The organism is Polaromonas eurypsychrophila, assembly GCF_014641715.1.
Taxonomy (GTDB): Bacteria; Pseudomonadota; Gammaproteobacteria; order Burkholderiales; family Burkholderiaceae_C; genus Polaromonas; species Polaromonas eurypsychrophila.
The window spans coordinates 420,085-445,158 of sequence record NZ_BMIG01000002.1 but is presented as its reverse complement, the minus strand read 5'-3'; the positions used below and the strand labels follow the sequence as shown (position 1 = coordinate 445,158).

Genomic DNA, 25,074 nt, shown 5'->3' with positions numbered 1-25,074 from the left:
GGCTTTTTTTGGGAAAAATTTGCACGTCACCTCTCTATGGCCATCCACCGAGTGACCACCCACGCACTGCAAAAATCAATTCAGCTATGAAATAAATAGCTCGACACTCTTATAGGAAAAGGGCTGTGAAGCTTTTTGATCAGAAAAGTAACGGCTGCCCTTCCAGTATCACGATGCTCCAGGGCAGCAAGCAGACCCGCCTGAACACACGCACACTAAATGTAAGCAGGTTCCAGATTTTTCTTGGCTTGCGAGAAGGTCGCTGGGTTGACCTGCACTCCAAGCGTCGCTGGCTGCGCGCCCAGCTGATCTTGGCCAGTGCGCGAGGCACGCTGTTCATGTTCGTCAGTCATGGTGGTCAGCCCCATTCCATGACCAAGCGCATCTGCGAACGCCTGATCACCCAAGGGCTGATGCGCCCAATCAACACCTCGGGCGTGGTCGATCACGCCCTCGACGCATTGCTTGCCCAAAGCGAAACACCGCTGCCGGATCTGACGTAAAGATCGCGACGGCCGCCAGCCCATCGCCTGAAAAACAGGTCTTGTCCTACGCCCGCTCGCGCGCACCACCCGACCTGCTGCACTCACACATAAATAGGCTGATATCTGAGGTCAGGTAGCAGCATTCTTTCTGCGATTCCTCTACGGAGAGCTTATGGCATCAAGAGTGTTTGCGAGAAAGGCCGCCATGGCGGTGGTTGGGCTCACCCATCCTGCGGCAGCTCCGGTGATGCCAAGGCCTTGTTCGTGCTCGGAGGGTGGTGCCATCCTCACAATTCCCGTACACGAACCGTGGGTAGATCAGGGCGTTCGTCTCTCGTCACGCCGCAAGTACGTCTGTGGCTGTCGCCGCGCGTCGGCCCTTGGGGGGACGGGCGGAGGCGACGGTTCAATTGCCACAGAAGGCGCAACGCCGGGAGCGCCGGCGGGCGCAAGCGTGGCGGCAGCCGGAATGCCTGGCGTGATCGGGACAGCAGACGCGAGGACCGGAGCAATGCTTGTTGCTTCGCCCTGTTGCGGCAATGGCAGGGACAACACCGCGCGCACCGGCGCAAAAAGTCCCTCAGCCAGCATCGCCGCCCGCGGAGCAACTGACACCAGCACATATCCCGGCGCAAGCTCCGAGCCCACAGCAAAGGGCCGGGCAGGTTTTCCATCCACCGATATCAACGCAGCGCCCTGGCCTACCAGGCTGGCAATCACGCCTGACAGGATAAAGCGGTCTTGCGGGCCGGGTCCAGGTCCGGCGGCTGCAGGCGCAACCGCCCCGAGGAGCCGAGCCAGTTCCATCGGGCTCGAAATTTCAGGGGCTGCCGCAGCAGGTGGTGTGTCCGTCATGGAGGGTCCTCCGGCAGCAAGACCCACCTGGGTCCAGTACCAGCCGGACATGGCAACGGCCGCCCAGACGACCGCAGTCGCCATCCGCCAACCGATTGCACTTTGCAGATTTGACATCACCCAGGAATCATCCCACAGCAAGCGACCCTGTCACAAGTCAGGCCATGGCATTGCGTCGTCGTGTCCTACACACAATCAGTTGGGCGCGTTCCGGGCCCGTGGTTTTACCTTGATCGAGCTGATGGTGGTGTTGGTCATCATCGGTGTACTGGCTGCATTGATTGTTCCCAACGTGCTGGACCGCGCCGACGATGCGCGCGTGATGGCCGCCCGCACCGATGTGAACAACCTGAACCAGGCACTCAAGCTCTACAAGCTGGACAACCAGCGTTTGCCCAACGGAGACCAGGGCCTTCAGGCGCTGGTCACCCGGCCCACCAGTGCGCCTGTACCGATCAACTGGAAGGCTTACCTGGACAAACTGCCCAACGATCCATGGGGTCGCCCGTATCAATATCTCAACCCCGGTGTCAAAGGTGAAGTTGACGTGATGTCCTTTGGAGCCGATGGTCAGCCCGGTGGCGAAGGCAAGAACGCAGACATTGGCAGCTGGCAGTAGGCAGTAGGAAATTGGCCCCCACACTCGTCACTGCGTGTACGTCGTTGCCCCCCGAGGGGGCTGGACTTCGCTGGGGGCGGCCCGGCGCTTCGTCCATGGCCCCCACACTCGTCACTGCGTGTACGTCGTTGCCCCCCGGGGGGGATCGACTTCGCTGGGGGCGGTCCTGCACGACGCGGCCTTACCGGGGATTTACCTTGCTGGAGCTTCTGGTGGTGCTGACCATCATGGCCATGGCAACAGCCGGGGTTTCACTGGTGCTGCGCGACAACTCCGATACAGCGCTTGAACGGGAGGCGCAGCGACTGGTGGCCTTGTTCGAATCAGCTCGGGCACAGTCTCGCGCCAGCGGTGTGGCAGTGCGCTGGCACACCACACCTGAGGGTTTTCGCTTTGAAGGACTTCCGCCTGGGGCGCTGCCCGGCCGATGGTTGACTCAGGGCATGGAGGTGTACGGGAACCTCAGCGTCCAACTCGGACCGGAGCCGATTATCGGCGCGCAAGCAGTCGAACTCGTCAACAACCAACAGCCCGAGCGCACCCTGCGCATTGCCACTAACGGACTGCGACCCTTCGTCGTACAGGCAAGGGATCAACCATGAAACCCGCGCGCCCGCGCCCGACACCCTATCCTGAATCGGGCTTCACCTTGATAGAGGTGCTGGTCGCGTTGGCCATCGTGGCGATTTCGCTGGTCGCCGGCCTGCAGGCCACCACGGCCCTGACCAACAACGCACTGCGCCAGTCGGATGTGCTGCTGGCCCACCTGTGTGCAGAAAATGAATTGATCAAGGTTCGTCTGCTACGACAAATGCCGGGTGTGGGAGACAACACATCACTCTGCGAGCAGGCCGGTCGCGGCCTGCAGGTGACGCTGTCGGTCCGGCCGACACCGAACCCCCAGTTCCGGCGAGTGGACGCTCAAATCCACGATGGCAACGCGCCGGTACTGCGGCTGTCCACTGTGGTGACCCATGACTGACGTCAGCATGACCTACCCCTTTGCTCCCGCCGGCCGCACAGGCGCTGCGTTGATCGGGGGCTGCGAGGTGGCTATCAGGCTACGGTCAAATCGGGCGTGCGGATTCACCCTGATAGAGCTGATGGTGGCAATCACCGTCATGTCATTGCTGGCGGTCCTCAGCTGGCGCGGCCTGGACGGAATGGCACGCGCGCAAGCGCAAACCAGCTTGCGCGCCGATCAGGTTCTCACCCTGCAAGCCGGTCTGGCGCAATGGAAAATTGATCTCGATGCGCTGACCCACACGCCACACGTCAACCCGCTGGACTGGGATGGCCGCGTGCTGCGCCTGACACGGCGCACCGCCGCGCCCGGCGATGGCTTGCTGGTGGTGGCATGGACTCGCCGCGCCGAAGACGCGGGCCAATGGGCGCGCTGGCAGTCGCCGGTGATTCGCACGTCCAGCGGCTGGAGCGATGCCTGGGGCCACGCCAGTGCGTGGGCGCAAGGCGCGAACACCAGGGACCAGACCAGCGAGGTGCGCATTGCGCCACTGGAGAACTGGCAGATCTTCTATTTTCGGGGCAACGCCTGGACCCACCCAATGTCCAGCGCGGGTGCGCTGACGGCGATACCCCCCGGCCAACCCGCCTTACAGATCGTTTCCGAGACGGTAATTCCGGATGGCATTCGGTTGGTGCTGAAGCTGTCCGCCTCGCAGGCCATCAGCGGCACACTTACCATCGACTGGGTCAGTCCGACCTTGAGCGGAGACAAGTCGTGACGAGACGCCGGGCCCGTTGTTTGCAGCCTTGCAGTGCTCCGGCATGCGACAAGCAAAAATCCGCCACGCAAACCGGGGTGGCCCTGCTAAGCGCCATGCTCACCGTCACACTGGTGGCCACCTTTGCCGCTGCGGCCTTGTGGCAGCAATGGCGCGGTGTGGAAGTGGAGTCGGCAGAGCGGGCGCGCGTGCAGTCAAGCTGGTTGCTCACTGGCGCACTGGATTGGGCTCGCCTGATTCTGCGGGAGGACGCCCGTTCCGGCGGGGTCGATCACCTGGCCGAACCATGGGCAGTGCCACTGAACGATGCGCGTTTGTCAAGCTTTCTGTCAGCCGACAAAAACGCAGACGACAGAGGTCAGGATGCCTTTCTCTCGGGCCAAATGACAGATTTGCAGAGTCGGCTCAATGTTGCCAACCTGATCGACGGCCATGCCGTTTCAGAATCAGGCATGGCTTGCTTCAGTCGTTTGTTTGCGACGCTTGGTCTGCCACCTGCAGAATTGGCGATGCTGGCTGGGCAACTGCTGCAGGCGACGCGAAACGGCCACTCGGCCATCCATCCAGGCTCGGCGCAAGCGGCCACGGACGGCATGCCTGCCCCGTTGATGCCGGAGCGCGTCAGCGAGTTGCTTTGGCTGGGCTTGACGCCAATGTCCCTGAACGCGTTGAGTCCGTACATCACCCTGCTACCGACCCGCACGCCGGTCAACCTCAACACAGCCAGCGCCGAGGTGATCCACGCCATCACGCCAGGTCTGGAAATGGCGGACGCGCAAAAGCTGGTGGGTGCGCGCCAGCGCGCCCACTTTCGCGCGCTGAACGACGCTACCCAGGTCAGCGCAGGTCGTCCCGGTCAGTTCAACGAAAGTCTGCACACGGTCAGCTCCCGATTTTTTGAGGTGCGCGGCAGCTTGCGCCTCGACCAGACCACACTGGAGGAGCGCTCTTTGTTGCAACGCGACGGGCTGACCGTCCGCACGTTATGGCGCCATCGCGGCGTGATCCCGGACAGCACAGGGGGCGTGCCGTGAGCACGCTGGTCATTTACTTGCCGCAGACCGCAGCGGAGGCCACGCTGGCGTATGACTATGCGTTGACGACGGACGGTGACACCGCCAGTGACCACGCCTGCGTGCCACCCCCCCTGCTGCCGTTTGCCGCGCGCGGCGGTGAGGTGGTAGCGGTGGTCCCGGTGGCGCTGCTGTCGTGGCACAGTGTCGACCTACCGAAAGGCATTGGGGTCGGATCGGCCCGGTTGCGGCCAGTGCTGGAAGGTTTACTGGAAGATCGGCTGCTGGATGATGCAGCGCAGATGCACCTGGCAGTCGCACCAGCTTCCAGTGCGGGCAGCGGGAGCGTCTGGGTGGCGGCCTGCGACAAAGCCTGGCTGCGCCGCCACCTCCAGGCGCTGGAGGCGGCAGGGCGCAGGGTTGGCCGCGTGGTGCCAGAATTTGCACCCGACATCGGGCCCTTGCGCTTGCATGCGATCAGTTGCGCCAGCCTGCCCCAGTTGATCATGATCGGCGGTGGTACCCAAGGTGTGATACGTTTGCCGCTGACGCCTGCAGCGCTGTCACTTGTACCCGATGCGTCTGCCGGTGAAAACGTCCTGGTCTTCTCCGAGCCCGCGGTTGCAGAACTTGCCCAACAGCTCTTGCAGCGCAAGCTCAGCCTGATTACCTGGCCCCAGCGCTTGCTGGAAGCGGCCCGCTCCCCCTGGGATCTGGCGCAATCTGATTTGGCATCCTCGCACCGTTTGCGAACTGTCAAACACTTGACCGCCCTCGGCCGCAAGCTGCTGCAGTCGCCCGCCGGACGGCCCGTACGCTGGGGCCTCGCGCTATTGTTGATCGTCAACCTTGTGGGCCTGAATGTCTGGTCTTGGCAGGTCCAAAGCACCGTGCAAATGCGGCGTGTGGCGCTTGCGGCCACACTCACGCAGACCTTTCCACAGGTCAAGCTGGTGGTTGACGCGCCGCTTCAAATGGAGCGCGAACTGGCATTGTTGCGACAGGCTTCCGGCGCTGCGACGAACCGCGATCTGGAACCGATTCTGGCGGCGCTTGGCTCGGTCGCCCGAGCAGATCTCTCGCTTGGCGCCATCGAGTTCATGGCTGGCGAAGCGCGCTTCAAAGGCCTGCAACTCCAGGTCCCGGAAGCCACCGACATATCCGAAAAACTCCAGCGCTTGGGTTACGCCGCACGTCAGGAGGAAGACACTTACTTCGTCAAGCAAGTCGCCGCAGCGGGTGGACCACGATGAAAATGACCACCTCTTTGTCCCTGCTACGGGACCGCTGGGCCGAAGCGACCCCTCGCGAGCAAGGCCTGATCCGCAGCGCAGCGGCGCTGGCCGGTCTGGCGTTGGTGTGGTGGCTGCTGGTGGCGCCGCCGCTTCGTACGCTGAGCCAGGGACAAATTGCGCAAGCCAGCCTTGAGGTGCAGTGGCAAAAAATGCAAAGCCTGCGCGCCCAGGCACTGGCTTTACAGACGGCCCCAAAGCTCAGTCGCGACGAAGCACTGCGCGCGCTGGACGCCGCAGTCCGCCAACAGTTCGGCGCTGCAGCCCAACTGAGCGTGCTTGGCGACAGCGCAACCGTCACCTTGCGCAACGCCCCAGCCAACGCACTGGCGAAATGGCTCCCACTGGCGCGGGTGAATGCACGGGCGCTACCCAGCGAGGTGCGCCTGACGCGCACCAACACCCTCCCACCGGGGCAAGCGGTGTGGAGTGGCTCCATCGTCCTGAGCCTGCCGCCCACCTAAGTCTGAGCCAACCCCCTCCCATCCCACACCTAGCTGCGCCATGTTGCATCCGACAAAAAACTCCCGCCCTCTTTCTGAGGCTGCACCGTGGCGATGGGCTGTGTTCGGCGCCTTGTCGGGCCTGGTCGTGGCGGCGGTGCTGTTAGCGCCGGCGGCCTGGCTGGCCGCCGCGCTCTACCAGGCGACGTCAGGGCGCGCCCAGCTCGTCGAGACGATCGGCACCGTCTGGACTGGTTCGGGACGGTTGGTGCTGACCGGCGGCTCAGGGAGCCGCGACAGTGCAGCCCTGCCGGGCCGCGTGAGATGGAAACTTCGACCGGCTGGTTTTGCGCTGGGGCTTGCGCTGAGCGCCGATTGCTGCGCTCCCCTGCCTGTGCAAGCGCGCGCACAGCCTCGCTGGGGTGGCGTCCGCCTGCAGATTTTTGACAGTGCATCCGAATGGCCTGCGCCTCTGCTATCGGGTCTGGGCGCCCCTTGGAATACCGTGCGGGCAGGTGGCAAGCTGCGGTTGATGACGCAGGGCCTGGCGCTCGAATGGCTGAGTGGGCAGGCGGTGCTTGCAGGGCGAGCCGAACTGACCGCCCTAGACCTCACCTCCAGCCTGACCACGCTCAAGCCCATGGGCAGTTACCAGCTTTCACTGACCGGGGGCACGGCCACCGAGCTCAAGCTGGCCACCCTGGAAGGCAGCCTGCAGTTAACTGGAACCGGTCGCTGGGTTGGCTCACGACTGAATTTTCAGGGCATCGCCACAGCGGCGCCCGAGCACGAGGCTGCGCTGGCCAATCTGTTGAACATCATCGGGCGCCGCGACGGCGCACGCTCCATCATCACTCTTGGCTAAAAGCATGACCAAAACTCACTCCCTCTCCCGCGCGGTCCTGACTTATGGCATCGGGCTTGAGCCCCAAGCCGCGGCCTTTTTGATGACCCTCTTCTTCGTCTTGATGGGTGCCGCAGCCTCATCAGACGCGCAAACGGCGCGAGCCTTTCCCACGCCGCCGAGCATCGCATCGCGTTCCGGGGCTCCGGTGACACTCAATTTCATCAACGCCGAGATAGAGGCTGTCTCACGAACCATGGCCGTGATCAGCGGCCGCAATGTGGTGGTGGACCCCCGCGTCAAAGGCACCATGACGCTGGTGACCGCCGTGCCCGCAACACCCGCGCAGGCCTTGCGCCTGTTTTCAGCCCAGTTGCGGACCCAGGGCTTTGCATTGGTGGAATCTTCGGGTCTGTTTCTGGTGGTCCCGGAGGCCGATGCCAAGCTGCAAAGCGGTGCGGTTTCCGCCACTTCACCGCCCACCGCGAGCGGCCAGATCCAGACGCAGATATTCCGGCTGAACCATGAAACAGCCACCAATCTGGTGCCAGTGTTGCGCCCCCTGATTAGTCCGAACAACACCATCAATGTGAACCCCGGCAACAACTCGCTGATCATCACTGACTACGCTGACAACCTGCGCCGCATTGGCACCATCATTGCGGCGCTAGACATCGCCAATGCGACGGGAGTGGAAATCATCCGGCTGCAGCACGCCATCGCGACCGATCTGGCGCCCATCGTGAACCGCCTGATCGACTCCAGCGGTCCCGGCACCATCGCACCGGGACAGACCGACACCTCGTTTAAAACCACGCTGCTGGCCGAGCCCCGCAGTAACTCGCTGATCTTGCGTGCAGCAAATCCGGCCCGCATTGCGCTCGTCAGAACGCTGGTTGACAAACTGGACCAGGCGGCTTTCAACAGTACGGGCAAGGACGCGGCTACTGGCAATATCTACGTGGTCTATCTTAAAAACGCTGATGCAACCAAACTGGCGACCACACTGCGTGCGGCGCTGGCTGCAACATCCGCGGGTCCCGTCGCCTTGAGCCTCGCCGGCGCTGCCGCCAACGCCCCGCCGCCTCCGGGCGGAGGCACTGGCAGTGGCAATGGCAGCGGGTCAGGAAGCAGCAGCACCCTCACCACCAGCCTGGTCAGCGCCCAACCGTCCACCGGGGGCCAGATCCAGGCCGACCCTTCCACCAACTCGCTGATCATCACCGCGCCCGAGCCGCAATACCGGCAACTGCGCGCCGTCATCGACAAACTTGACGCCAGACGCGCCCAGGTGTTTGTGGAAAGCCTGATCGCGGAAGTCAATGCTGACAAGGCCGCTGAATTTGGCATCCAGTTTCAGGGCTCGCTCGGCAGGAAAGGCGATGGCGCCATCGGCTTGCTGGGAACGAACTTCAGCATAGGCGGCGCCAATATCATCACGCTCGCTGCACAGGCCGCTGGCGGCGCCGGTACCGCAGTGCCCTCTACCGGCGGAAATATTGGCATCGCCAACCGGCAAGCCAACGGCATGTATGTGCTGGGCTTTCTGGCGCGGTTTCTGGAAGCCAGTGGCGACGGCAACATCCTGTCAACACCCAACCTCCTGACGCTGGACAACGAGGAGGCGCGCATAGTGATTGGTCAGAATGTGCCCTTTGTCACGGGCTCTTTCACCAACACCGGGGGGGGCAACGGCGGCTCCGTCAATCCCTTTCAGACCATTGAGAGAAAAGACGTCGGCCTGACCCTGCGGGTCAAGCCCCAGATCAGCGAAAACGGCACAGTGAAGATGCAGATCTTTCAGGAGGTCAGCAGCGTGCAGGCCTCCTCCATCAACTCCAGCACCGGCCTGATCACCAACAAACGCTCCATCGAATCCAATGTGCTGGTTGATGACGGCGCTATCGTGGTCCTGGGGGGACTGCTGCAGGACGAGTACTCCGGCAATCAGGAAAAAGTACCGGTCCTGGGAGACATCCCGGTTGTCGGCAACCTGTTCAAAAGCGAAACTCGATCGCGCAAAAAGACTAACCTGATGGTATTTCTCAGGCCGGTGGTGGTGCGGGACGCATCGGCAACCGATACCTTGTCGATGGACCGCTATGACCTGATGCGCGGCGTTCAAAGAGATTCGCAGCCAGTTCCCAGAGTCATGGTGCCCATCAATGAATCGCCGGTCATGCCGGCAGCAGTTCCGCCCGTCCCACCCGCCCCACGCCCGGAAACGCCTGGGGGCACTTTGCCGCCACTGGCACCCTTTGTTCCTCCACCGCCCCTGGCCGCTCCGCCCGTGCCGCTGCGCTAACCCCCATGCTCTACCCACTGCCTTATGCTTTTGCCCGCAGCAACGCGCTGCTTCTAGAGGACGACGGTCATGAACTCACGCTCTGGCATGACGCCAACCCGGACCTGAACGCCATCGGTGAGGTGATGCGCAAATACGCCACGCACGGTACCGCGCTTTCAATGGCACGGTCCGAAGCTGGCGTGCTGGCCCAGCGTATCAGCGCGGCCTACGCTGCCGGTGAGTCGAGCGCCGCCGCCGTGGTCAGTGAAGTGGAGTCCGATGCCGACCTGTCCCGCATCATGCAGGAGCTGCCTGCAGTAGAGGACCTGCTGGAGACGTCTGATGACGCGCCCATCATCCGCATGCTCAACGCCCTGCTGACGCAGGCCGCGCGCGACGGTGCCAGCGACATCCATATTGAACCCTATGAGCGGCATTCGAGCGTGCGGTTTCGGGTGGACGGCACGCTGCGTGAGGTAGTGCAACCCAACCGGGCCCTGCATGCGGCGCTGATCTCGCGTCTGAAGATCATGGCGGACCTGGACATCTCGGAAAAACGCTTGCCGCAGGACGGTCGCATCTCGCTGCGCATTGGCACACGCGCTGTGGACGTGCGTGTCAGCACACTGCCAAGCGCACATGGAGAGCGTGCCGTGCTGCGTCTGCTGGACAAAAGCGAGAGCAAGCTGAGTCTGGAGTCCGTCGGCATGCAGGGCGATGTGCTGCGTCGCTTCGAGCACCTGATTGCACAGCCGCACGGCATCATCCTCGTCACCGGCCCGACCGGCTCAGGCAAGACCACCACCCTGTATGCCGCCTTGCAGCGGCTAGACGCCAGTGCCAGCAACATCATGACCGTCGAAGACCCGATCGAGTACGAACTGCACGGCATTGGCCAGACGCAGGTCAACGCCAAAATTGACCTCAGCTTTGCCAAGGCCCTGCGTGCCATCCTGCGGCAGGACCCAGACGTGATCATGATCGGCGAGATCCGTGACTTTGAAACCGCGCAGATCGCGATTCAGGCGTCGCTGACCGGCCACCTGGTGCTGGCCACGCTGCACACCAACGATGCCGCAAGCGCCGTGACGCGTCTCACAGACATCGGCATCGAACCTTTTTTGCTCAGCTCCTCGCTGCTGGGCGTGCTGGCGCAGCGACTGGTACGCAAGCGCTGTACTTTCTGCAATACAGACGCCACCAGCTCGCCGCTGACAGCGGGATGCGCGCAATGCGGCCAGACCGGGTATTCGGGCCGCACGGGCGTGTTTGAGTTGCTGGTCACTGACGACGCCGTCCGCGCCCAGATTCACACCCGCGCTTCCGAGGCGGAAATCCGGATTGCCGCGCTGGTGGCCGGCATGACGCTGATGCGCGACGATGGCGCGCGGCTGGTGACAGCAGGCATCACCTCGCGCGAAGAGTTGCTGCGGGTGACCCGCGACTGACATACCGCACTCGCCAACAGCCGACGAAAACAAGCAACCAAAACAACCGACAAAGCAAGCCATGCCCGCCTACTCTTTTGAAGCCATGCAAAGCGACGGTAAATTTCGCCGGGGCATCATTGAGGCCGATACGGTCAAGGCCGCTCGCAGCATGCTGCGGATCCAGGCCCTGGTGCCCTTGGCCGTCAACCCGGTGGCCAGTGACGGAAAACTCGGCAGCACGCAGTCGGTATTGCAGACCCCGTTATTTGGCGGTCGCGTGTTCAGCGCCACTGGGCTGGCGATCTGGACCCGTCAGATTGCAGGGTTGGTTTCCTACGGACTGCCGCTGGAACGTGCACTGACTGCGCTGACCGAGGAAGCGGAAGACGACAAACAGCGCAATCTGGTGGCCTCACTGCGCGCAGAAGTCAACGGGGGGGCGACTTTTGCAAGAGCGCTGTCCCACCACTCGCGCGAGTTTTCCAACATCTACATCGCGGTGATCGGCGCTGGCGAGCAAACCGGGCATCTGGGTCAGGTGCTCGAACGCCTGGCCGATGATCTTGAAGAACGCCAGACACTCAAGTCCAAGCTCCTGGGCGCCGCGCTTTACCCTGCGATTGTGACGCTGGTGGCGGTCGTGATTGTGATGTTTCTGGTGGGCTACGTGGTGCCGCAGGTCGCCAATGTTTTTCTGGGTACCAAACAGGCGCTGCCTTTTTTGACGGTAGCCATGCTCGCCATCAGCGCCTTTGTACGCAGCTATGGCTGGGCGGCGGCAGGGGTGTTGGCAGTGATGGCCTTTGGCCTGCGTCTGGCACTGAAAGGTGAGCGCTTTCGCGAGAAGTTTGACACCGCCACATTGAAGTTGCCCATCATCGGCCGCGTCACCCGCGACTACAACGCAGCCCGTTTTGCTGGCACGCTGGCGATGCTGGCTGGCGCGGGCGTTCCCATTCTCAAAGCCTTGCAGGCTGCTGCGGAGACCTTGTCCAACCGCGCCATGCGTGCCGATGCTCTGGATGCACTAGTGCTGGTACGTGAGGGCGCGCCACTGGCGGTTGCACTGGCGCAAAAGACACGTTTTCCCGGACTGGTGAGCATGTTTGCGCGTCTCGGTGAGCAAACCGGTCAGTTGCCGGTAATGCTGCAGCGCGTGGCGACACAGCTATCGACAGAAGTGCAACGCCGCGCCATGGCCATGGCAACCATTCTGGAGCCCCTGCTGATTGTGGTGATGGGCCTGGTGGTGATGCTGATCGTGCTCGCAGTGCTCTTGCCCATCATTCAACTCAATCAATGGGTGAAATAGGGTCCCGGCAAAGTCGGGCTCCAAATCCAGACACAAAAGGGCCCGAATTCGGACATCAACCGAGCGCAGTGTCCAGCATCATCATCAATACAAATCCCAGCATCAGACCGCATGTGGCAGAACGCTCATGCCCCTCCCGGTGCGACTCGGGAATGATTTCATGGCTAATCACGAACAGCATGGCGCCAGCGGCGGCGGCCAGGCCCCAAGGCAACAGCCCCGCGGACAGGCTGATGACCGCTGCGCCGAATACCGCCGCGACCGGCTCAATCAGCCCCGACAGAACGCCCAGACCAGCAGAGACGAACCGCCCGTAACCCACGCCGCGCAGCGCCAGAGCAACCACCAGCCCTTCCGGCACATCCTGGATAGAGATGCCAGTGGCCAGCGCAAGGGCGGCCAGAGGGTCGGTGCCAGCATACGCCACGCCGATGGCCAAGCCCTCGGGTAGGTTGTGCAGGCTGATGGCAAAGACGAACAGCCAGACTCGCTTCATCTTGAGTGCCGCTGGGCCCTCCAGGCCTTTGACAAAATGTTCGTGCGGTACAACGCGGTCTATAAAAAGTAGCAGCAAGCCACCTAACAAAATGCCTGCGCCGACAATACCGCCAGCGCCCCAGGCACTGGCGCCTTGCTGTTTCGCGGCATTGAGGGCAGGAATGATCAGCGAAAACGAACTGGCTGCCAACATGACGCCGGCCCCAAAACCGAGCAGCGTGTCGTAAGTGCGCTGCGAAAAGTTCTGAGAGAACACCACAGGCAGCGTGCCCAGAGCCGTTGCCAGCGCTGCGATGGCACCCCCGGTGAGTGCACCCTTGATGCGAGGGTCCCAGTCAGCCCAGTGGTTCAACATATCCGCCATCAAGACGACTGCGCCGGCTGACACAATGGCCAAGCCGAGGAAATGCCGCCATCGCCACTGAACCCAGGCAGGCGCGGCGGCATTTTTTTCGGCACGTGGCAAAGGTCGCTGCATGGCTGTTCTCCGGAAGAAACAAAACGAAGTGGCCTCGCCGACGGGCGAGGCCTCTTCCCCTTTAGGCAAGCGCGCTACTGAGCACCAGTGCGCCATTGACGCCAGCCGGAAAGAAACCGCCCCGGGACACCGCACCCGAATTGAGGTAAACAATGTTCAGCACATCGCCAGGGGTTCGGCTGTAAGCCAGGCCGTTGCTGTCGAGGGGGACGATGTTTGAGCTGTCTCCAATCGGGCTGATGCCTTGGTCCACGTCCTGGCTGTTGTCAAGGGAGTCGCGGGCGTTGGAGATGGCGTCCGCCGAGCTCCTCAACGCGGGAGTGGCCACGCCCTTGGCGTACAGCACGGTACGAATCAGGCCAGCGTGGTAAGCCTCGGCGGCAAGAATGCCTGCGGCCGCCTCCAGGAATGTCTTGTTCTGGATCAGCGGAGACGCGCCCTTGTAAGCGGTGACACCGACGTCTTCAAAAATGTACGCGGCCAGCAGAAAGTTTTCGTCGCTGGCATAGGGATCAAACGCGACGCCGGGGCCGACCAGGCCAGCGGTACGCGCAGCGGTCGAGAAGGCTCCGTTGGGATCGGTACCGCCGATGTCAATGGCAGGCTGAGCCACGGCAGAGGCACCCAACGTGGTGCGCAGAAAAGCCACGTGCGCAATTTCGTCGCCGGCTATTTCCTTGGCATATTGGCGAACCACCGGATCCACAAAAGTCACCGCGCGACCGCCCGTGACAGCACCCTGGGTACCGGTACCAGTCAACTGCGAGGCCGGCAAACCCGTGCCATTTGCGGCGAACGCATAAAATTGCGCTTCGAGATATTCAAGGTTGAGTGCGAAGTTGAAGATGTCGGCATCGGAAGGGCCGGGCGGGGCCTGCGCGACCGACGACGACGAACCGCCGCCGCACGCTGTCAAAATGGCGCCGCCAGCAATTCCCGCTGCGAATCCGCTGCTTTTCTTGAAAAAGTCGCGGCGTTCGGAGCGGCGTTGCACCACATCGGCAACCTGGTTTCGTGTTAAATAATGTCCAAGCATGATCATTCCTTGAGTGAGTTGAGGGGGCGCGCTAACGCCCGTACAGACAACTCTTGTTGAAAAAAATACGACAAGGAAAAAAATATCGGCCGGCCACTATCTCATTCCCATTTGCATCATCTGGTTAGACGCGCAAGCGAAATACAGGAAATGGAGCCCGTGCTTGTGTAGGCAAATGCGCCGTTGAGAACGCGTGGTACTGAAGCCCGAAACTATTGAGCAGAAAAGCGCGTCTTCGAACTTCAGGCGGCGTCGTGCGTCGTCGCCGTTTATCCCGATTGGCTTTCTGCTCGCGCTCGCTCGAACCCGCATTGACAACACGAACCGGCAATGCCCAGACGAAACGCAGCGCCATCTGGTGGCCAAAGATGGCGCCGCCAGCGTCAATGGATGGCAGTCTGCCCCGGCACATTAATAATGCCCGGGGCTTTTTTGACTTTCCGGGGCGTGATTTTTTGCCCCGGAAGTCAGTGCCGTCTGCCGCTAGACGTCGGTCCGTCCTGAAAGAACGCTTTTGGTTCGCTGATAAAAGCCAAGCTCGTTGATGGTGATCATCGGACGGTTGGTGGTGAATGTTTTTTCAATCGAGGCCTGCTGCGCTTTGGCAACGGTCGTCAGGCCGCGCTTCGCCGCAGCCAGCCCCAAAACAGCAAATGGATAGGGGTCAAGCTTGCCCGCTTCCCAACCCGGCGAATTGACTGCCAGGAAGTTCCATGCGCGATCGTAGTAAGGTGCGCACTCCGTCACACCAAACACTTGGGGGAACACCTGACAGGTGGTTCCTGGGTAGAACGAAGTCTCGGTCTGGATGGACAGATCAGCCATGCGAAAAGCATTGGCCGCAGGGCTGAAAAGAGTTGCCATTGCGGTGGCGATGTTTTTCGCAAACAAGTCGTAGTAGGCCGCATCGCCCGTGTCCCCACGCTCCCTGAGCATGGCAGCAAAGTCTCGCAGGCCGCGATAGACCTCGGAGTTGTCCATCAAATACCCTGCGTTGTTGGTCTGATTGCGGGGGGCCTGAAAAACACTTGTCAAGCCATTGGGTTTCACCGCAAGGGCAATATTTCGGTAAGCCATGTCCTTGAGTCTGGTTTTGTTCTTGTCCCACCAGGCCCAGTTCTGGCTGGCCCGCAGGTAGCGCACCGCCAGGGTCAATGTCGTTGCGGCGTAGGAGTCATCCGAGTCGGCCATTGCCAGCGTGAAGCTGCTGGTGTTGGCGCGGCCAAACGGAAAATGCACATCCTTGATGGACACATCCGGTTCGAGCTTGCTGATGTACAGGTCCAGGTAGGTTCGGATGTACTTGTCGAGGTCGGGCGCATCAAGATATTGGACGATGGCGATCAATCCGAGATTCGAGAAGTACCAGTTGGAAAGTCCATTCGGCGCAATTTCGTACGCGCCGGCATAGGGGCCTGTAGGAATTCGCAGCGCCTTGATTTCCGCGACCGCGTTGATCCCCCCTGCAGGGGGTGCAGGAACACAGGCATCTACGGTTTGGGCAAGACTGGGGCGCATGCCGCCCAATAGAGTCGCGCTAAGCGCAGCAGTTCCAAGAAAAAAATTTCGTCTATGCATAAAAGTCCAGTGCAATATAAGTGCGTCAAAACCTGAGTCCAGCAAAAAACACCATGTTCACCACTCGCATGAGTTGCCGTGTACGTCAACGCGGGTCAAGTGCTTGTCTGCTGGCATGGCGCTAATGTGACGCTGATCGGAAAACCTTGGCGTTATGTGTGTTGCCGCACATTACTGTAGGACTTGGACTACAAAGCGTAGAGGATATGCCGCCAATTTCGTGGCAAAAGCGTAGGAATTGTCCTACGCTTTTTTCTTGCAAATTTGAGTCTTTTTAAGAGTTACTAAAACTCTTCGCCCCCAAAAAATATCTCCGATCTGTCGAGTAATTCTGTAGGTCTTTGCCTACAAAATTTAGGCTAGCAATTTTTCTTGAATTTCCTAGACGTAGGACTGTTCTTACACGTCAGCAGGTCCTAAAACGTGCGGAACGGATTGGCCTGAGTCGCTGGACAAAAAACCGAAAACGCCTCAGCGCAACAGAAAAAGGGCGGGAAAATGTGCCGATGACTGGCTTTTATGTAACCTTTTGTCGGACTTGCGAAACACGGATTTACCAACTGTGACGGTTGCTTACTGATTCGGCGCATCAAATGCCAACAGCTACTTTTGAGGACCGAACTGGGACCGCGGGTGTGGGCGCTTTCCGACACGCTGACAGCCCTTTGACCGAGGCGCTTCACACGGCAGAACCCGGAGCATTGATAGATGTCGGCATGGAACGACCATCCGTCCGCCCCGTCACTCCATAAAGTAAAAATCCATGAACAAATTTCTTCTATCCATGCTGAATGCGATGGTCTTCGCCTCGCCGTGGGGCCTTGCGAGTTTGGCCGTGTCGGCACCGCAGTCTGGCGCTGCAGTATTCACTACCGAGGGCCGCAATTATCAGGGTGAATACGCCATCAAGAACCAGGCTATCTCAGTCAACATTGATGGCTTGGTGTACCGAGGCAACTACGCAGCCAACCCACAGAAAGGCAGTCCAGCGCCCGGCGACGCCCAGGTCGGCAATTGGGGCCGTGCCTTTCTGTTTGCCACCAGCGCAAAGGTGTTGCAGTGTCAATTGGACTCCGGTTTTCCCCGCGTCAGCGGACGCTGCCAAAGTGCGGATGGCAGGAATTTTGATTTGAAGCCCGGTGCGCCAGGGAAACCTTCACGCACAACATCTGCGACAGTAACGGTGCCTGTGTCCTGAAGCGCGCATCGCAAGATCAGCCGCCTGGCTCATCGTCCGGAACTCCGGGTGACCGCCCCCAACCCACCGTTTACGTCAGTTCACTTGCCGCTGCAAAAGGATCTGTCGCTAGCCAATCGCCTGATTGCACTGATGCCGGCGGACGATCGTGCGATTTTTCTTGAACACAGTGAAATGATTGAACTGAAGGTTCAAACCGTCTTGACCCGGTCTGGCGAAAATTCTGACCACGCGTACTTTCCTGTGGACAGCGTTGTAGCGACGCTTTTGCCCGGAAATAGCGCTGATGGTCTGGAAATTGGCCTGATCGGCAATGAGGGCATGGTCAACACTTCGCTGGTATTGGGCGTAAGGGACTGCGCGTTTACAAGTGTGGTTCAGGGTGCAGGAAGATCTTTCAAAATTCACCGTCGATCGCTGCAAAAACTTCTTGCGGGAGATTCCTGTTTGCGCATTGTTCTTAACCGCTACATTGATGTGCGCATGAGCCACCTCGCGCAACAGGTGGCGTGCAAAAATTCTCATACGGTCGAACAACGCCTTGCGCGCTGGCTACTAATGACGAGAGACCGGGCTCATGCCAATGAGCTGTTCCTGACGCATGAAGTTCTCGCCCGCATGCTCGGCGTCCGCCGCGAGAGTATTTCCCAGTCCGCGCGATCGCTGCAAAGGCACGGGCTCATCAGCTACACCCGGGGCTATGTCATGCTGATGGATGCTGCAGCGCTGGAGCAAGTCGCCTGTGCTTGTTACCGGAGCGACCTCGCGGTCTACGAGCGCACGCTTCGTCAGCCCCGCGAGATCAACGGTCAGATGTCAGCACAGGACGCTGGAAAAGCTTTACTTTGAGGCTGCCGCCAGACACTGGCCAACATCAGGTCCAGTTCCAGCTCTGCTATCGCTGCACGGCCTGCGCGAAGGCAGTAGGTAGACCTGCACTCCAGACGCTGCTGGCAGGACGCCCGGCCCCCAGTTGAACTGGGCCAGCATCTGCCGCCCCCTGTTCTGGGTTGTCAGCCCTACCCCGGATCAAACGCAGCTGCGAAAAGCGGATCAGGGAAGTGGCGCCAGCGGATACAAGCAACGCTTCGCTATAGACCTTCGCGGGTACAGCCATCTGGCGCCCCTTTGGTCGGCAGAAATTGCTATAAATTCAATAGCAACTTGCGCCCGTCCAGCATGGGCGAGAGGCTGGTTTTTCTCTTGTTTGCCACATTCGTGTCGTGCCAGCACCGAATCCAGCACAGCCAGGGCCTGCCTGCGACCAGACTCACAAGCCGATAATGGGATCTTCGCCATGCTCTTCACCTTTTTGCTCCAGCTCACCGCACGGGAGCGCACTCGTCGCAGCAACCGGCAGTTCGGCGGCATTCTGGCCTTTGTCGCTGGCGCCATCAATGCCGGCGGCTTTCTGGCGGTGCACCGCTACACCTCGCACATGACCGGCATCGTCTCGTCGGTGGCCGATGACCTGGTGCTGGGCAGCATCGGTCTGGCACTCGCCGGTCTGATCTCGCTGGCCGCATTTGTCGCCGGCGCCATCACCACCACCTTGCTGATCAGCTGGGCGCGGCGCCATGCGCTGCGTAGCAAATACGCGCTGGCCTTGCTTCTGGAGGCCGTGTTGCTGCTGGTGTTCGGCCTGGTCGGGGCCAACCTGACGTCCTTCACCAGCCTGCTGGTACCCACCGCCGTGCTGCTCCTGTGTTTCATCATGGGCCTGCAAAACGCCATCGTCACCAAAATCTCCAATGCCGAGATCCGCACCACGCACATGACTGGCGTCATCACCGACCTGGGCATTGAGCTGGGCCGCCTGATTTACTGGAACCACTCCAAAAAAGCCAACGACATCCAGTTCGTGCGGGCCAATACCGACAAACTGTTCACTCACGCCAGCCTGCTCGGCCTGTTTTTTTCCGGTGGTATCGCCGGCGCGCTGGCCTTCAAGGCGATGGGCTTCAGCGCCACGCTGCCGATTGCCTTGCTGCTGGTGGCCATGGCTTTGCCAGCGATCGTGATCGACCTGCGCAGGCTGGCGCCGGTCCGGTGACCCCGCTGCCTGCCATGCCCACCATGACGGACACACGGACCCCCGCCGGCGGCGACTTCCTCTCGCTGCAACACGTCAAGCCTTTTGTGCGCGAGGACGGCGCCGGCAAATCGCTGCATTTCACGCTGGGCGAGTTGCAAAGCCGCATGCTGCTGCGCCGACCGGGCTACCTGGACCTCGACTACACCCGCACCATGATGGGTTTCCTGCTGTTCAGGCCGGCGCCGGTTCACATCGGCATGATCGGCCTGGGCGGCGGTTCGCTGGCCAAGTTCTGCCACCGGCAATTGCCGGCCAGCCGGATGACGGTGCTGGAGATCAACCCGCATGTGATCGCCTTGCGCCGCGAGTTCAAGGTGCCCGAGGACGACGATCGCTTCCAGGTGATCGCCGCCGACGGGGCGCTGTACCTGCAGCAGGAGGCGCCCGGTTTCGATGTGCTGCTGGTGGACGGTTTCGACCACCAGGGCCAGCCGGCGGCGCTGTGTTCACAGTGCTTTTACGACGACTGTTTTGCGGCCCTCGCGGCCGATGGTGTGCTGGTGGTCAATCTGCACTGCGACCACTCCGACTACCCCTTGCAGGTGGGCCGCATCAGCCGCAGCTTCAGCGGCAACGCAGTCGAAGTGATGGCCGTGGAAAGAAGCAACAGCATCGTGTTTGCGTCCAGGGGCCCCGCCATTTCGCCACGCCGCATGAGCCTGCCGAGCAGCCTGTCCGGACTGGATGCCGAGGCACGCATGCAGCTCAGGAGCGAGCTGGTACGGATCGCCTGGCAGATGAAAAAACTGGAGCCGAACACCGCCTGAGTCGCGCGGCGCACAGCCTGAAGCCGGTTAAAAGTTGTTCTGGCCCTGCACCTGCTGCTGCGGGTCAAAACGCTGGGCCTGAAACTGGGTTTCTTCCTGCTCCCGGCCGATGTCGCCGCTATGGGTGTTGCTGTGGTCGACCGTGGGCGGCGGCCCTTGACCCTGGTCTTGCGAGTCTTCACCGGAAAGCCCAGGCGCGTCGTTGACGGCACTCACCACCAGGTGGATGAACTGAAGCTTGGCCACCACCCCGTGCGGCAGCACAAAGGGGTAGAAGTCGGGCTGCCCCATGGCGCGCGACATCTCGTTGAGCAACATGGTCAAGCGGGTCCAGCAGTTCAAAAAAGCCAGGAAGCGCTCCGCATCCGGATGTTCCGGCTGGTACAGCGCGTCAAGGGTGAACGGCGTGAATTCCAGTTGCGCGGTGTCGGTGGCCAGGCCAAAACTCAGTGCCGTGTCCACGGTGTCGCGGATATGCAGGTAATGCGCCCAGCATTCGGCCCAGTCTTCCCACGGGTGAACGCTGGCATAGGCGCTGACGTAACGCAGCGCCCAGTCGGGGCGCGGACCTTGCGCATAATTGGTCTGCAGGCTGGCCGCGTAGTCCTGGGTTTCATCGCCGAACAGTTCACGAAAGCCCGGGAGCCAGTCGGTGCCGGCGATCAGGCGGTCCCAGTAGTAGTGACCGACCTCGTGACGCAGGTGACCCAGCAGCGTGCGGTAAGGCTCGTGCATGGCCTTGCGCACCGCCTCGCGCGTGGCGTCATCGGCCTCGTTGAGGTTCAGTGTGATCAGGCCGGTGTTGTGCCCGGTCATGATGTGCGGCCCGTAGTCCGGCGAGCGCAAAAAGTCGAACATCAATCCGCCTTCCGGGTCTTCACTGACACGCGAGGACAGCGGCAAACCGAGCGCCAGCAGCGCCGAAACCAGCCGTCGCTTGGCCAGTTCGACCCGGCCCCAAAGTTCTCCGTTGTCGGGGTGCTCGGGGTCGTTGAGGTCTGGAATGGTGCGGTTGAGCCGGCAGGCGCGGCACAGCAGCACCTGCGGCTGGCCTTCACCGACCGGCACCAGCCAGTTGCAGGCGGCCGGGCTCTGCAGGTTGGTGCAGCGCAAATAGGCCGGGGTCGGCGCATTGCCGGTCGTGGTGTCTGAGCTGCCTTCTGCCTGCCACGCCACCCAGGTGTCGGAGTCCTGACCGGGCATCAAGGGCAGCAGGCTCGCCTGGACAGTGTCGTAACCCAAGGGCGTGCCGCAGGCCAGGCAGGTGCTGTTGCGGAAGAACACCGGGCAGCCGCACTGACAGCGGTACGCGCGGCCCGCCAGGCTCGGCAAATCGTAGGCGGCCGGGGCGGGCGGCGTATCGGTGGTGTTGGACAATGATTACTCTCGGTCTCAAGGCACGGCTTCAAAGTTTGCCACGTTTGCAAACGCGCCCTGCGCCGACTTGCCTTGTCCGGGTGTCAGACTTTACTGACAGAAAAAACGTGCCGCCAGCCGGGCTTCTATCATGTGGGGCCTGATTGAACCAACCCAAGGAGTCCCATGCCCACCTACCACGTCGAAATGATGGAAGGCCGCACGCTTGAACAGAAGAAAAAGCTGGTCGCCGAACTGACCCGCGTCAGTGTCGAGGTGCTGGCCGTCAAGCCTGAATCGGTCGATGTCATCATCACCGACATCAAACGCGAGAACTGGGCCACTGGCGGCAAACTCTGGTCCGAACCGCGCGACTGAGACCTCACGCGAAGCCCCCCTTTGAGCCGCCCCGCCACCCTTCCTGAAATGCAGGCGCGTTACGGCCCGCGTTACCGCTGGCTGTTGCTGCTGTCAGTGATGGTCGGCACCATGGCGTCCATCATGTCCTCGACCATCGTCAATGTGGCGATTCCAGACATGAGCCAGCACTTCACTCTGGGGCAGGAGCGCGCCCAGTGGGTCACCTCTGGCTTCATGGTCGCCATGACGGTGTCGATGCTGACCACGCCCTGGCTGCTGGCGCGATACGGCTACCGCCGTACCTATGTGGGCACCATGTTGCTGCTGCTGGCGGGCGGCATCGGCGGCGGCTTTGCCAACAGCTTTGGGCTGGTGCTGGGCGCGCGCGTCGCCGAAGGCCTGGCTGCCGGCGTGGTGCAGCCGATTCCCGCCATCATCATCATGCGGGCCTTCCAGCCCAACGAGCAGGGTCGCGCCAGCGGCATTTTCGGCATGGGGGTGGTGCTGGCGCCGGCGATCGGTCCCAGCCTAGGCGGCGTGCTAGTCGACTTGTTCGGCTGGCGTTCGATTTTTTTCATGGTTGTGCCGTTTTGCCTGGCCTCGCTGTGGCTGGCCTGGCGCTATGTGCCGGTCACCGCGCCCGGCGGCGCGGCGGCCAACCGCAACGGCGCCTCGCTGGACTGGCGCGGCCTGCTGCTGGGCGGCGCTGGCACCCTGTGCCTGCTCAACGGCATGGTAGCGCTGCACGGCGGTTCGGTGATCGAAGCCGTGCTCCTTCTTGGCGCCGCCGTGGCGGCACTGCTGCTGTTTCTGGCCTGGCAGCGGCGCATGGCCGCCACCGGTCGCGAACCGCTGATGAACCTGGCGCTGTTCAGCTACCGCCCCTTTGCGATGGGCAGCATCGTCGCTTTTATCTACGGCACGGCGCTGTTTGGCTCGACCTATTTGCTGCCGGTCTACATGCAGTTAGGCCTGGGTCTGTCGGCGTCCTATGTCGGCAGCATTTTGTTGCCCGCGGGTTTTGTGCTGGCCGTCACGATTGCACTCGTAGGCCGGCTTGCCGACCGCCGCCCCACCTGGCTGCTGGTCAGCATCGGGCTGGCCTTGCTTGCGCTGTCGTTTGCGCTGATGCTGACCGTGACGCTGACTACCGCGATCTGGCTGCTGGTGCTGTGGGCCATCCTGGGGCGCATCGGGCTGGGTTTCATCCTGCCGTCGCTAAATCTGGGCTCGCTGCGGGCCCTGAGTTCGGACCTGATCTCCCAAGGGTCGAGCGCGATCAATTTTGTGCGCATGCTGGGCGGCGCCATTGGCGTCAGCCTGTGCGGCATCGTGCTGGAATGGCGGCTGGCTGCGCACGGTGACTCGCTGACGCAAACCGCCAGCAGCCCGGCGCGGCTGGCGGCCTTCAACGAATCGTTTCTGATGCTGGCGGCGCTGTGTGTGCTGGCGCTGTTCGCTGCATGGCGGCTGCGGCCACTGGCCGCTGCAAACCCCACAGCCGGAGCTTGAGATCATGTGCCAACTGCTGGGGATGAACTGCAACACGCCGACCGACGTGACCTTCAGCTTCACCGGTTTTGCGCAACGTGGCGGCAACACCGACCACCACGGCGACGGCTGGGGTATCGCGTTTTTTGAAGGCGGCGACTGCAGCGAGAGCGACCGCGGCCTGCGCCATTTTGTCGACCACCAGTCGGCCTTCCAGTCGCCGGTGGCCGAGCTGATACGCCGCTACCCGATCAAGAGCCGCAACGTGGTCGCCCACATCCGAAAGGCCACGCAGGGCCGTGTCGCGCTGGAGAACTGTCACCCGTTTGTGCGCGAACTCTGGGGGCGTTACTGGGTGTTCGCGCACAACGGCGACCTGAAAGACTTCAACCCGCGCCTGCACGGCAGCTTCCGCCCGGTCGGTACCACCGACAGCGAACGCGCCTTTTGCTGGATCATGCAGGAACTGGCCAAGTCCCATGCCAGCGTGCCCAGCGTGGATGAGCTCACGCTGACCTTGCGCGAACTGGCCACGCAGATCTCGCCGCACGGCACTTTCAACTTTTTGCTCAGCAACGGGTTGGCGCTGTGGGCGCATGCCTCGACCAGCCTGTATCACGTGGAACGCAGACACCCGTTTACGCATGCCACGCTCAGCGACGAGGACCTCAGCGTCAACTTTGCCGAGCAGGCCGCGCCGGGCGACCGCGTGGCCGTGGTGGTGACCGCACCGCTGACCACCAACGAAGCCTGGCAGGCCTTTGCGCCGGGTGAGCTGCGCGTGTTCGAGGGCGGCGTGCTGCGCGTTTGAACTTGTTTTGCTATTGATTCAGGAGCTGTTTGCGCCCACTGCTTATGGGCTAGAAACCGATTTGACTAGTTTTTCAGGGCGGCCTCGAGCGCGTCAACAAACATCGCCGCCACATCAAAACCGGTCTGGTCAAAAATTTCCTGGAAGCAGGTCGGACTGGTCACATTGATCTCGGTCACGTAGTCACCGATCACGTCGACCCCGGCCAGCAACAGGCCGCGCGCGGCCAGCACCGGTCCCAAGGCCTCACCAATTTCGCGGTCGCGCTCCGACAGCGGCTGCGCCACGCCCAGCCCGCCTGCCGCCAGGTTACCGCGCACCTCGCTGCCTTGCGGAATACGCGCCAGGCTGAAGGGCACCGGCTTGCCACCGATCACCAGCACACGTTTGTCGCCCAGGCTGATCTCGGGCAAAAATTTCTGGACCATCACGCTTTGCGCGCCGTCCTTGTTGAGCGTCTCGGTGATGCTGCCCAGGTTCAGTCCGTCTTCCTTCACGCGGAAGATACCCATGCCGCCCATGCCGTCCAGCGGCTTGAGGATGATGTCCTTGTGCTCGGCGTGAAAGCGCTTGATGTCGGCCGCGCTGCGCGTGACCAGGGTCGGGCCGCTGAACTGCGCGAACTCGAGGATAGCAAGTTTTTCCGGGTGGTCGCGCAGCGCACGCGGCTTGTTGAAGACATGCGCGCCTTCGCGCTCAGCCTGCTCGAGCAGGTGTGTGCTGTAAAAAAACTCGCTGTCAAACGGCGGGTCCTTGCGCATGACGATGGCGTCGAAGTCACAGAGCTGCTCGCGTTCTGCGGGTTCGGCCGTATACCAATCGGTCGCGTCGCCGGTCAGCCTGATGCGCTGGGCCGTCGCCGTAACCTTCTCGCCAGTCTGCCAGCGCATGTCTTTGGGTTCACAGGTCGCCAGCGTGTGGCCGCGCCGCTGCGCCTCGCGCATCATCGCAAAGGTGGTGTCTTTGTAGATCTTGAAAGAAGCGAGGGGGTCGGCGACAAAAAGAAGGTGCATGAACGGCTCAGTCAGTAAAGGGGCGCTGCCGGTATTGTTGTACAAATAGCGCCGCCCCGCCGGCCACC

At 61.8% G+C, this 25,074-nt stretch carries 25 protein-coding genes; 19 read left to right on the top strand and 6 right to left on the bottom strand.

Annotation, left to right across the window (positions count from 1 at the left end; genetic code table 11):
* Positions 1–125 precede the first annotated feature (125 nt).
* The gene (locus IEX16_RS04550) at positions 126–503 is read left to right on the top strand and encodes a DUF1631 family protein (protein WP_229676168.1); all 378 of its coding nucleotides are present in this window, start codon (positions 126–128) and stop codon (positions 501–503) included.
* Positions 504–803: 300 nt separating this feature from the next.
* On the opposite strand, the gene IEX16_RS04545 is transcribed toward IEX16_RS04550, so the two are convergent.
* Positions 804–1,340: a type II secretion system protein N gene (locus IEX16_RS04545; protein ID WP_188707021.1), complete on the bottom strand. Its 537-nt coding sequence runs from the start codon at positions 1,338–1,340 to the stop codon at positions 804–806.
* Between the two features lie 169 nt (positions 1,341–1,509).
* Between IEX16_RS04545 and gspG the strand changes: the two genes are divergently transcribed.
* From gspG to gspF, 11 genes are all read left to right on the top strand, one after another.
* The gene (gene gspG / locus IEX16_RS04540; RefSeq protein ID WP_308421326.1) at positions 1,510–1,959 is read left to right on the top strand and encodes a type II secretion system major pseudopilin GspG; all 450 of its coding nucleotides are present in this window, start codon (positions 1,510–1,512) and stop codon (positions 1,957–1,959) included.
* 95 nt (positions 1,960–2,054) lie between these two features.
* The gene (locus IEX16_RS04535) at positions 2,055–2,561 is read left to right on the top strand and encodes a prepilin-type N-terminal cleavage/methylation domain-containing protein (RefSeq protein ID WP_188707019.1); all 507 of its coding nucleotides are present in this window, start codon (positions 2,055–2,057) and stop codon (positions 2,559–2,561) included.
* Positions 2,558–2,941: a type II secretion system minor pseudopilin GspI gene (gene gspI / locus IEX16_RS04530; RefSeq protein ID WP_188707016.1), complete on the top strand. Its 384-nt coding sequence runs from the start codon at positions 2,558–2,560 to the stop codon at positions 2,939–2,941. Before IEX16_RS04535 ends, gspI begins: the two co-directional genes overlap by 4 nt.
* Entirely contained in the window at positions 2,934–3,704 is a 771-nt protein-coding gene (locus IEX16_RS04525) for a PulJ/GspJ family protein (RefSeq protein WP_229676166.1), read from the top strand. The genes gspI and IEX16_RS04525 overlap by 8 nt, the downstream gene beginning before the upstream one ends.
* Positions 3,701–4,738 carry a type II secretion system minor pseudopilin GspK gene (gspK, locus tag IEX16_RS04520; protein WP_308421325.1) on the top strand — a complete coding sequence of 346 codons (1,038 nt, stop codon included), beginning with the start codon at positions 3,701–3,703 and terminating at the stop codon, positions 4,736–4,738. The genes IEX16_RS04525 and gspK overlap by 4 nt, the downstream gene beginning before the upstream one ends.
* Complete coding sequence (gspL, locus tag IEX16_RS04515) at positions 4,735–5,970, top strand: type II secretion system protein GspL (RefSeq protein ID WP_188707011.1); 1,236 nt, start codon at positions 4,735–4,737, stop codon at positions 5,968–5,970. Before gspK ends, gspL begins: the two co-directional genes overlap by 4 nt.
* Entirely contained in the window at positions 5,967–6,473 is a 507-nt protein-coding gene (locus IEX16_RS04510; RefSeq protein ID WP_188707009.1) for a type II secretion system protein M, read from the top strand. Before gspL ends, IEX16_RS04510 begins: the two co-directional genes overlap by 4 nt.
* 40 nt (positions 6,474–6,513) lie before the next feature.
* Positions 6,514–7,317 carry a type II secretion system protein N gene (gspN, locus tag IEX16_RS04505; protein WP_188707008.1) on the top strand — a complete coding sequence of 268 codons (804 nt, stop codon included), beginning with the start codon at positions 6,514–6,516 and terminating at the stop codon, positions 7,315–7,317.
* Positions 7,318–7,399: 82 nt separating this feature from the next.
* Positions 7,400–9,601: a type II secretion system secretin GspD gene (gene gspD / locus IEX16_RS04500; protein ID WP_188707184.1), complete on the top strand. Its 2,202-nt coding sequence runs from the start codon at positions 7,400–7,402 to the stop codon at positions 9,599–9,601.
* Positions 9,602–9,606: 5 nt separating this feature from the next.
* On the top strand, positions 9,607–11,031 hold the full coding sequence (gene gspE / locus IEX16_RS04495) for a type II secretion system ATPase GspE (protein WP_188707007.1): 1,425 nt from the start codon (positions 9,607–9,609) through the stop codon (positions 11,029–11,031).
* 61 nt (positions 11,032–11,092) lie between these two features.
* Complete coding sequence (gspF, locus tag IEX16_RS04490; protein ID WP_188707005.1) at positions 11,093–12,325, top strand: type II secretion system inner membrane protein GspF; 1,233 nt, start codon at positions 11,093–11,095, stop codon at positions 12,323–12,325.
* Between the two features lie 55 nt (positions 12,326–12,380).
* Here gspF and IEX16_RS04485 read toward each other — a convergent pair whose 3' ends face one another.
* The 3 genes from IEX16_RS04485 to IEX16_RS04475 all read right to left on the bottom strand — a co-directional run bounded on the left by IEX16_RS04485 (position 12,381) and on the right by IEX16_RS04475 (position 15,855).
* Positions 12,381–13,301: a ZIP family metal transporter gene (locus IEX16_RS04485; RefSeq protein WP_188707003.1), complete on the bottom strand. Its 921-nt coding sequence runs from the start codon at positions 13,299–13,301 to the stop codon at positions 12,381–12,383.
* Between the two features lie 61 nt (positions 13,302–13,362).
* A complete protein-coding gene (locus IEX16_RS04480; protein WP_188707001.1) occupies positions 13,363–14,337 on the bottom strand; it encodes a ferritin-like domain-containing protein in 975 nt (324 codons plus the stop codon).
* Between the two features lie 483 nt (positions 14,338–14,820).
* Positions 14,821–15,855 carry a hypothetical protein gene (locus tag IEX16_RS04475; protein WP_229676165.1) on the bottom strand — a complete coding sequence of 345 codons (1,035 nt, stop codon included), beginning with the start codon at positions 15,853–15,855 and terminating at the stop codon, positions 14,821–14,823.
* A gap of 823 nt (positions 15,856–16,678) precedes the next feature.
* Between IEX16_RS04475 and IEX16_RS04470 the strand changes: the two genes are divergently transcribed.
* From IEX16_RS04470 to IEX16_RS04455, 4 genes are all read left to right on the top strand, one after another.
* Positions 16,679–17,113 (top strand): hypothetical protein, encoded by a 435-nt coding sequence (locus IEX16_RS04470; RefSeq protein ID WP_188706997.1) that lies wholly within the window; start codon positions 16,679–16,681, stop codon positions 17,111–17,113.
* Between the two features lie 48 nt (positions 17,114–17,161).
* Positions 17,162–17,962 (top strand): Crp/Fnr family transcriptional regulator, encoded by an 801-nt coding sequence (locus IEX16_RS04465; protein WP_229676164.1) that lies wholly within the window; start codon positions 17,162–17,164, stop codon positions 17,960–17,962.
* A gap of 448 nt (positions 17,963–18,410) precedes the next feature.
* Positions 18,411–19,166 (top strand): YoaK family protein, encoded by a 756-nt coding sequence (locus IEX16_RS04460; RefSeq protein ID WP_188706996.1) that lies wholly within the window; start codon positions 18,411–18,413, stop codon positions 19,164–19,166.
* Positions 19,167–19,180: 14 nt separating this feature from the next.
* Positions 19,181–19,975, top strand: a complete 795-nt coding sequence (locus IEX16_RS04455) for a fused MFS/spermidine synthase (RefSeq protein WP_188706994.1) — start codon at positions 19,181–19,183, stop codon at positions 19,973–19,975.
* Between the two features lie 27 nt (positions 19,976–20,002).
* Here the strand turns inward: IEX16_RS04455 and IEX16_RS04450 are convergent, their stop codons facing one another.
* The gene (locus IEX16_RS04450; RefSeq protein ID WP_188706992.1) at positions 20,003–21,352 is read right to left on the bottom strand and encodes a zinc-binding metallopeptidase family protein; all 1,350 of its coding nucleotides are present in this window, start codon (positions 21,350–21,352) and stop codon (positions 20,003–20,005) included.
* Between the two features lie 165 nt (positions 21,353–21,517).
* Between IEX16_RS04450 and IEX16_RS04445 the strand changes: the two genes are divergently transcribed.
* Genes IEX16_RS04445 through IEX16_RS04435 form a run of 3 tightly spaced genes read left to right on the top strand, consistent with a single transcriptional unit; the run spans position 21,518 to position 23,993 of the window.
* The gene (locus IEX16_RS04445) at positions 21,518–21,709 is read left to right on the top strand and encodes a 4-oxalocrotonate tautomerase (RefSeq protein ID WP_188706990.1); all 192 of its coding nucleotides are present in this window, start codon (positions 21,518–21,520) and stop codon (positions 21,707–21,709) included.
* A 48-nt stretch (positions 21,710–21,757) separates the two neighbouring features.
* A complete protein-coding gene (locus IEX16_RS04440) occupies positions 21,758–23,203 on the top strand; it encodes a DHA2 family efflux MFS transporter permease subunit (RefSeq protein ID WP_188707180.1) in 1,446 nt (481 codons plus the stop codon).
* Between the two features lie 4 nt (positions 23,204–23,207).
* Positions 23,208–23,993 carry a class II glutamine amidotransferase gene (locus IEX16_RS04435; RefSeq protein ID WP_188706987.1) on the top strand — a complete coding sequence of 262 codons (786 nt, stop codon included), beginning with the start codon at positions 23,208–23,210 and terminating at the stop codon, positions 23,991–23,993.
* 65 nt (positions 23,994–24,058) lie between these two features.
* On the opposite strand, the gene gshB is transcribed toward IEX16_RS04435, so the two are convergent.
* Complete coding sequence (gene gshB, locus IEX16_RS04430; RefSeq protein ID WP_188706985.1) at positions 24,059–25,006, bottom strand: glutathione synthase; 948 nt, start codon at positions 25,004–25,006, stop codon at positions 24,059–24,061.
* Positions 25,007–25,074 lie beyond the last annotated feature (68 nt).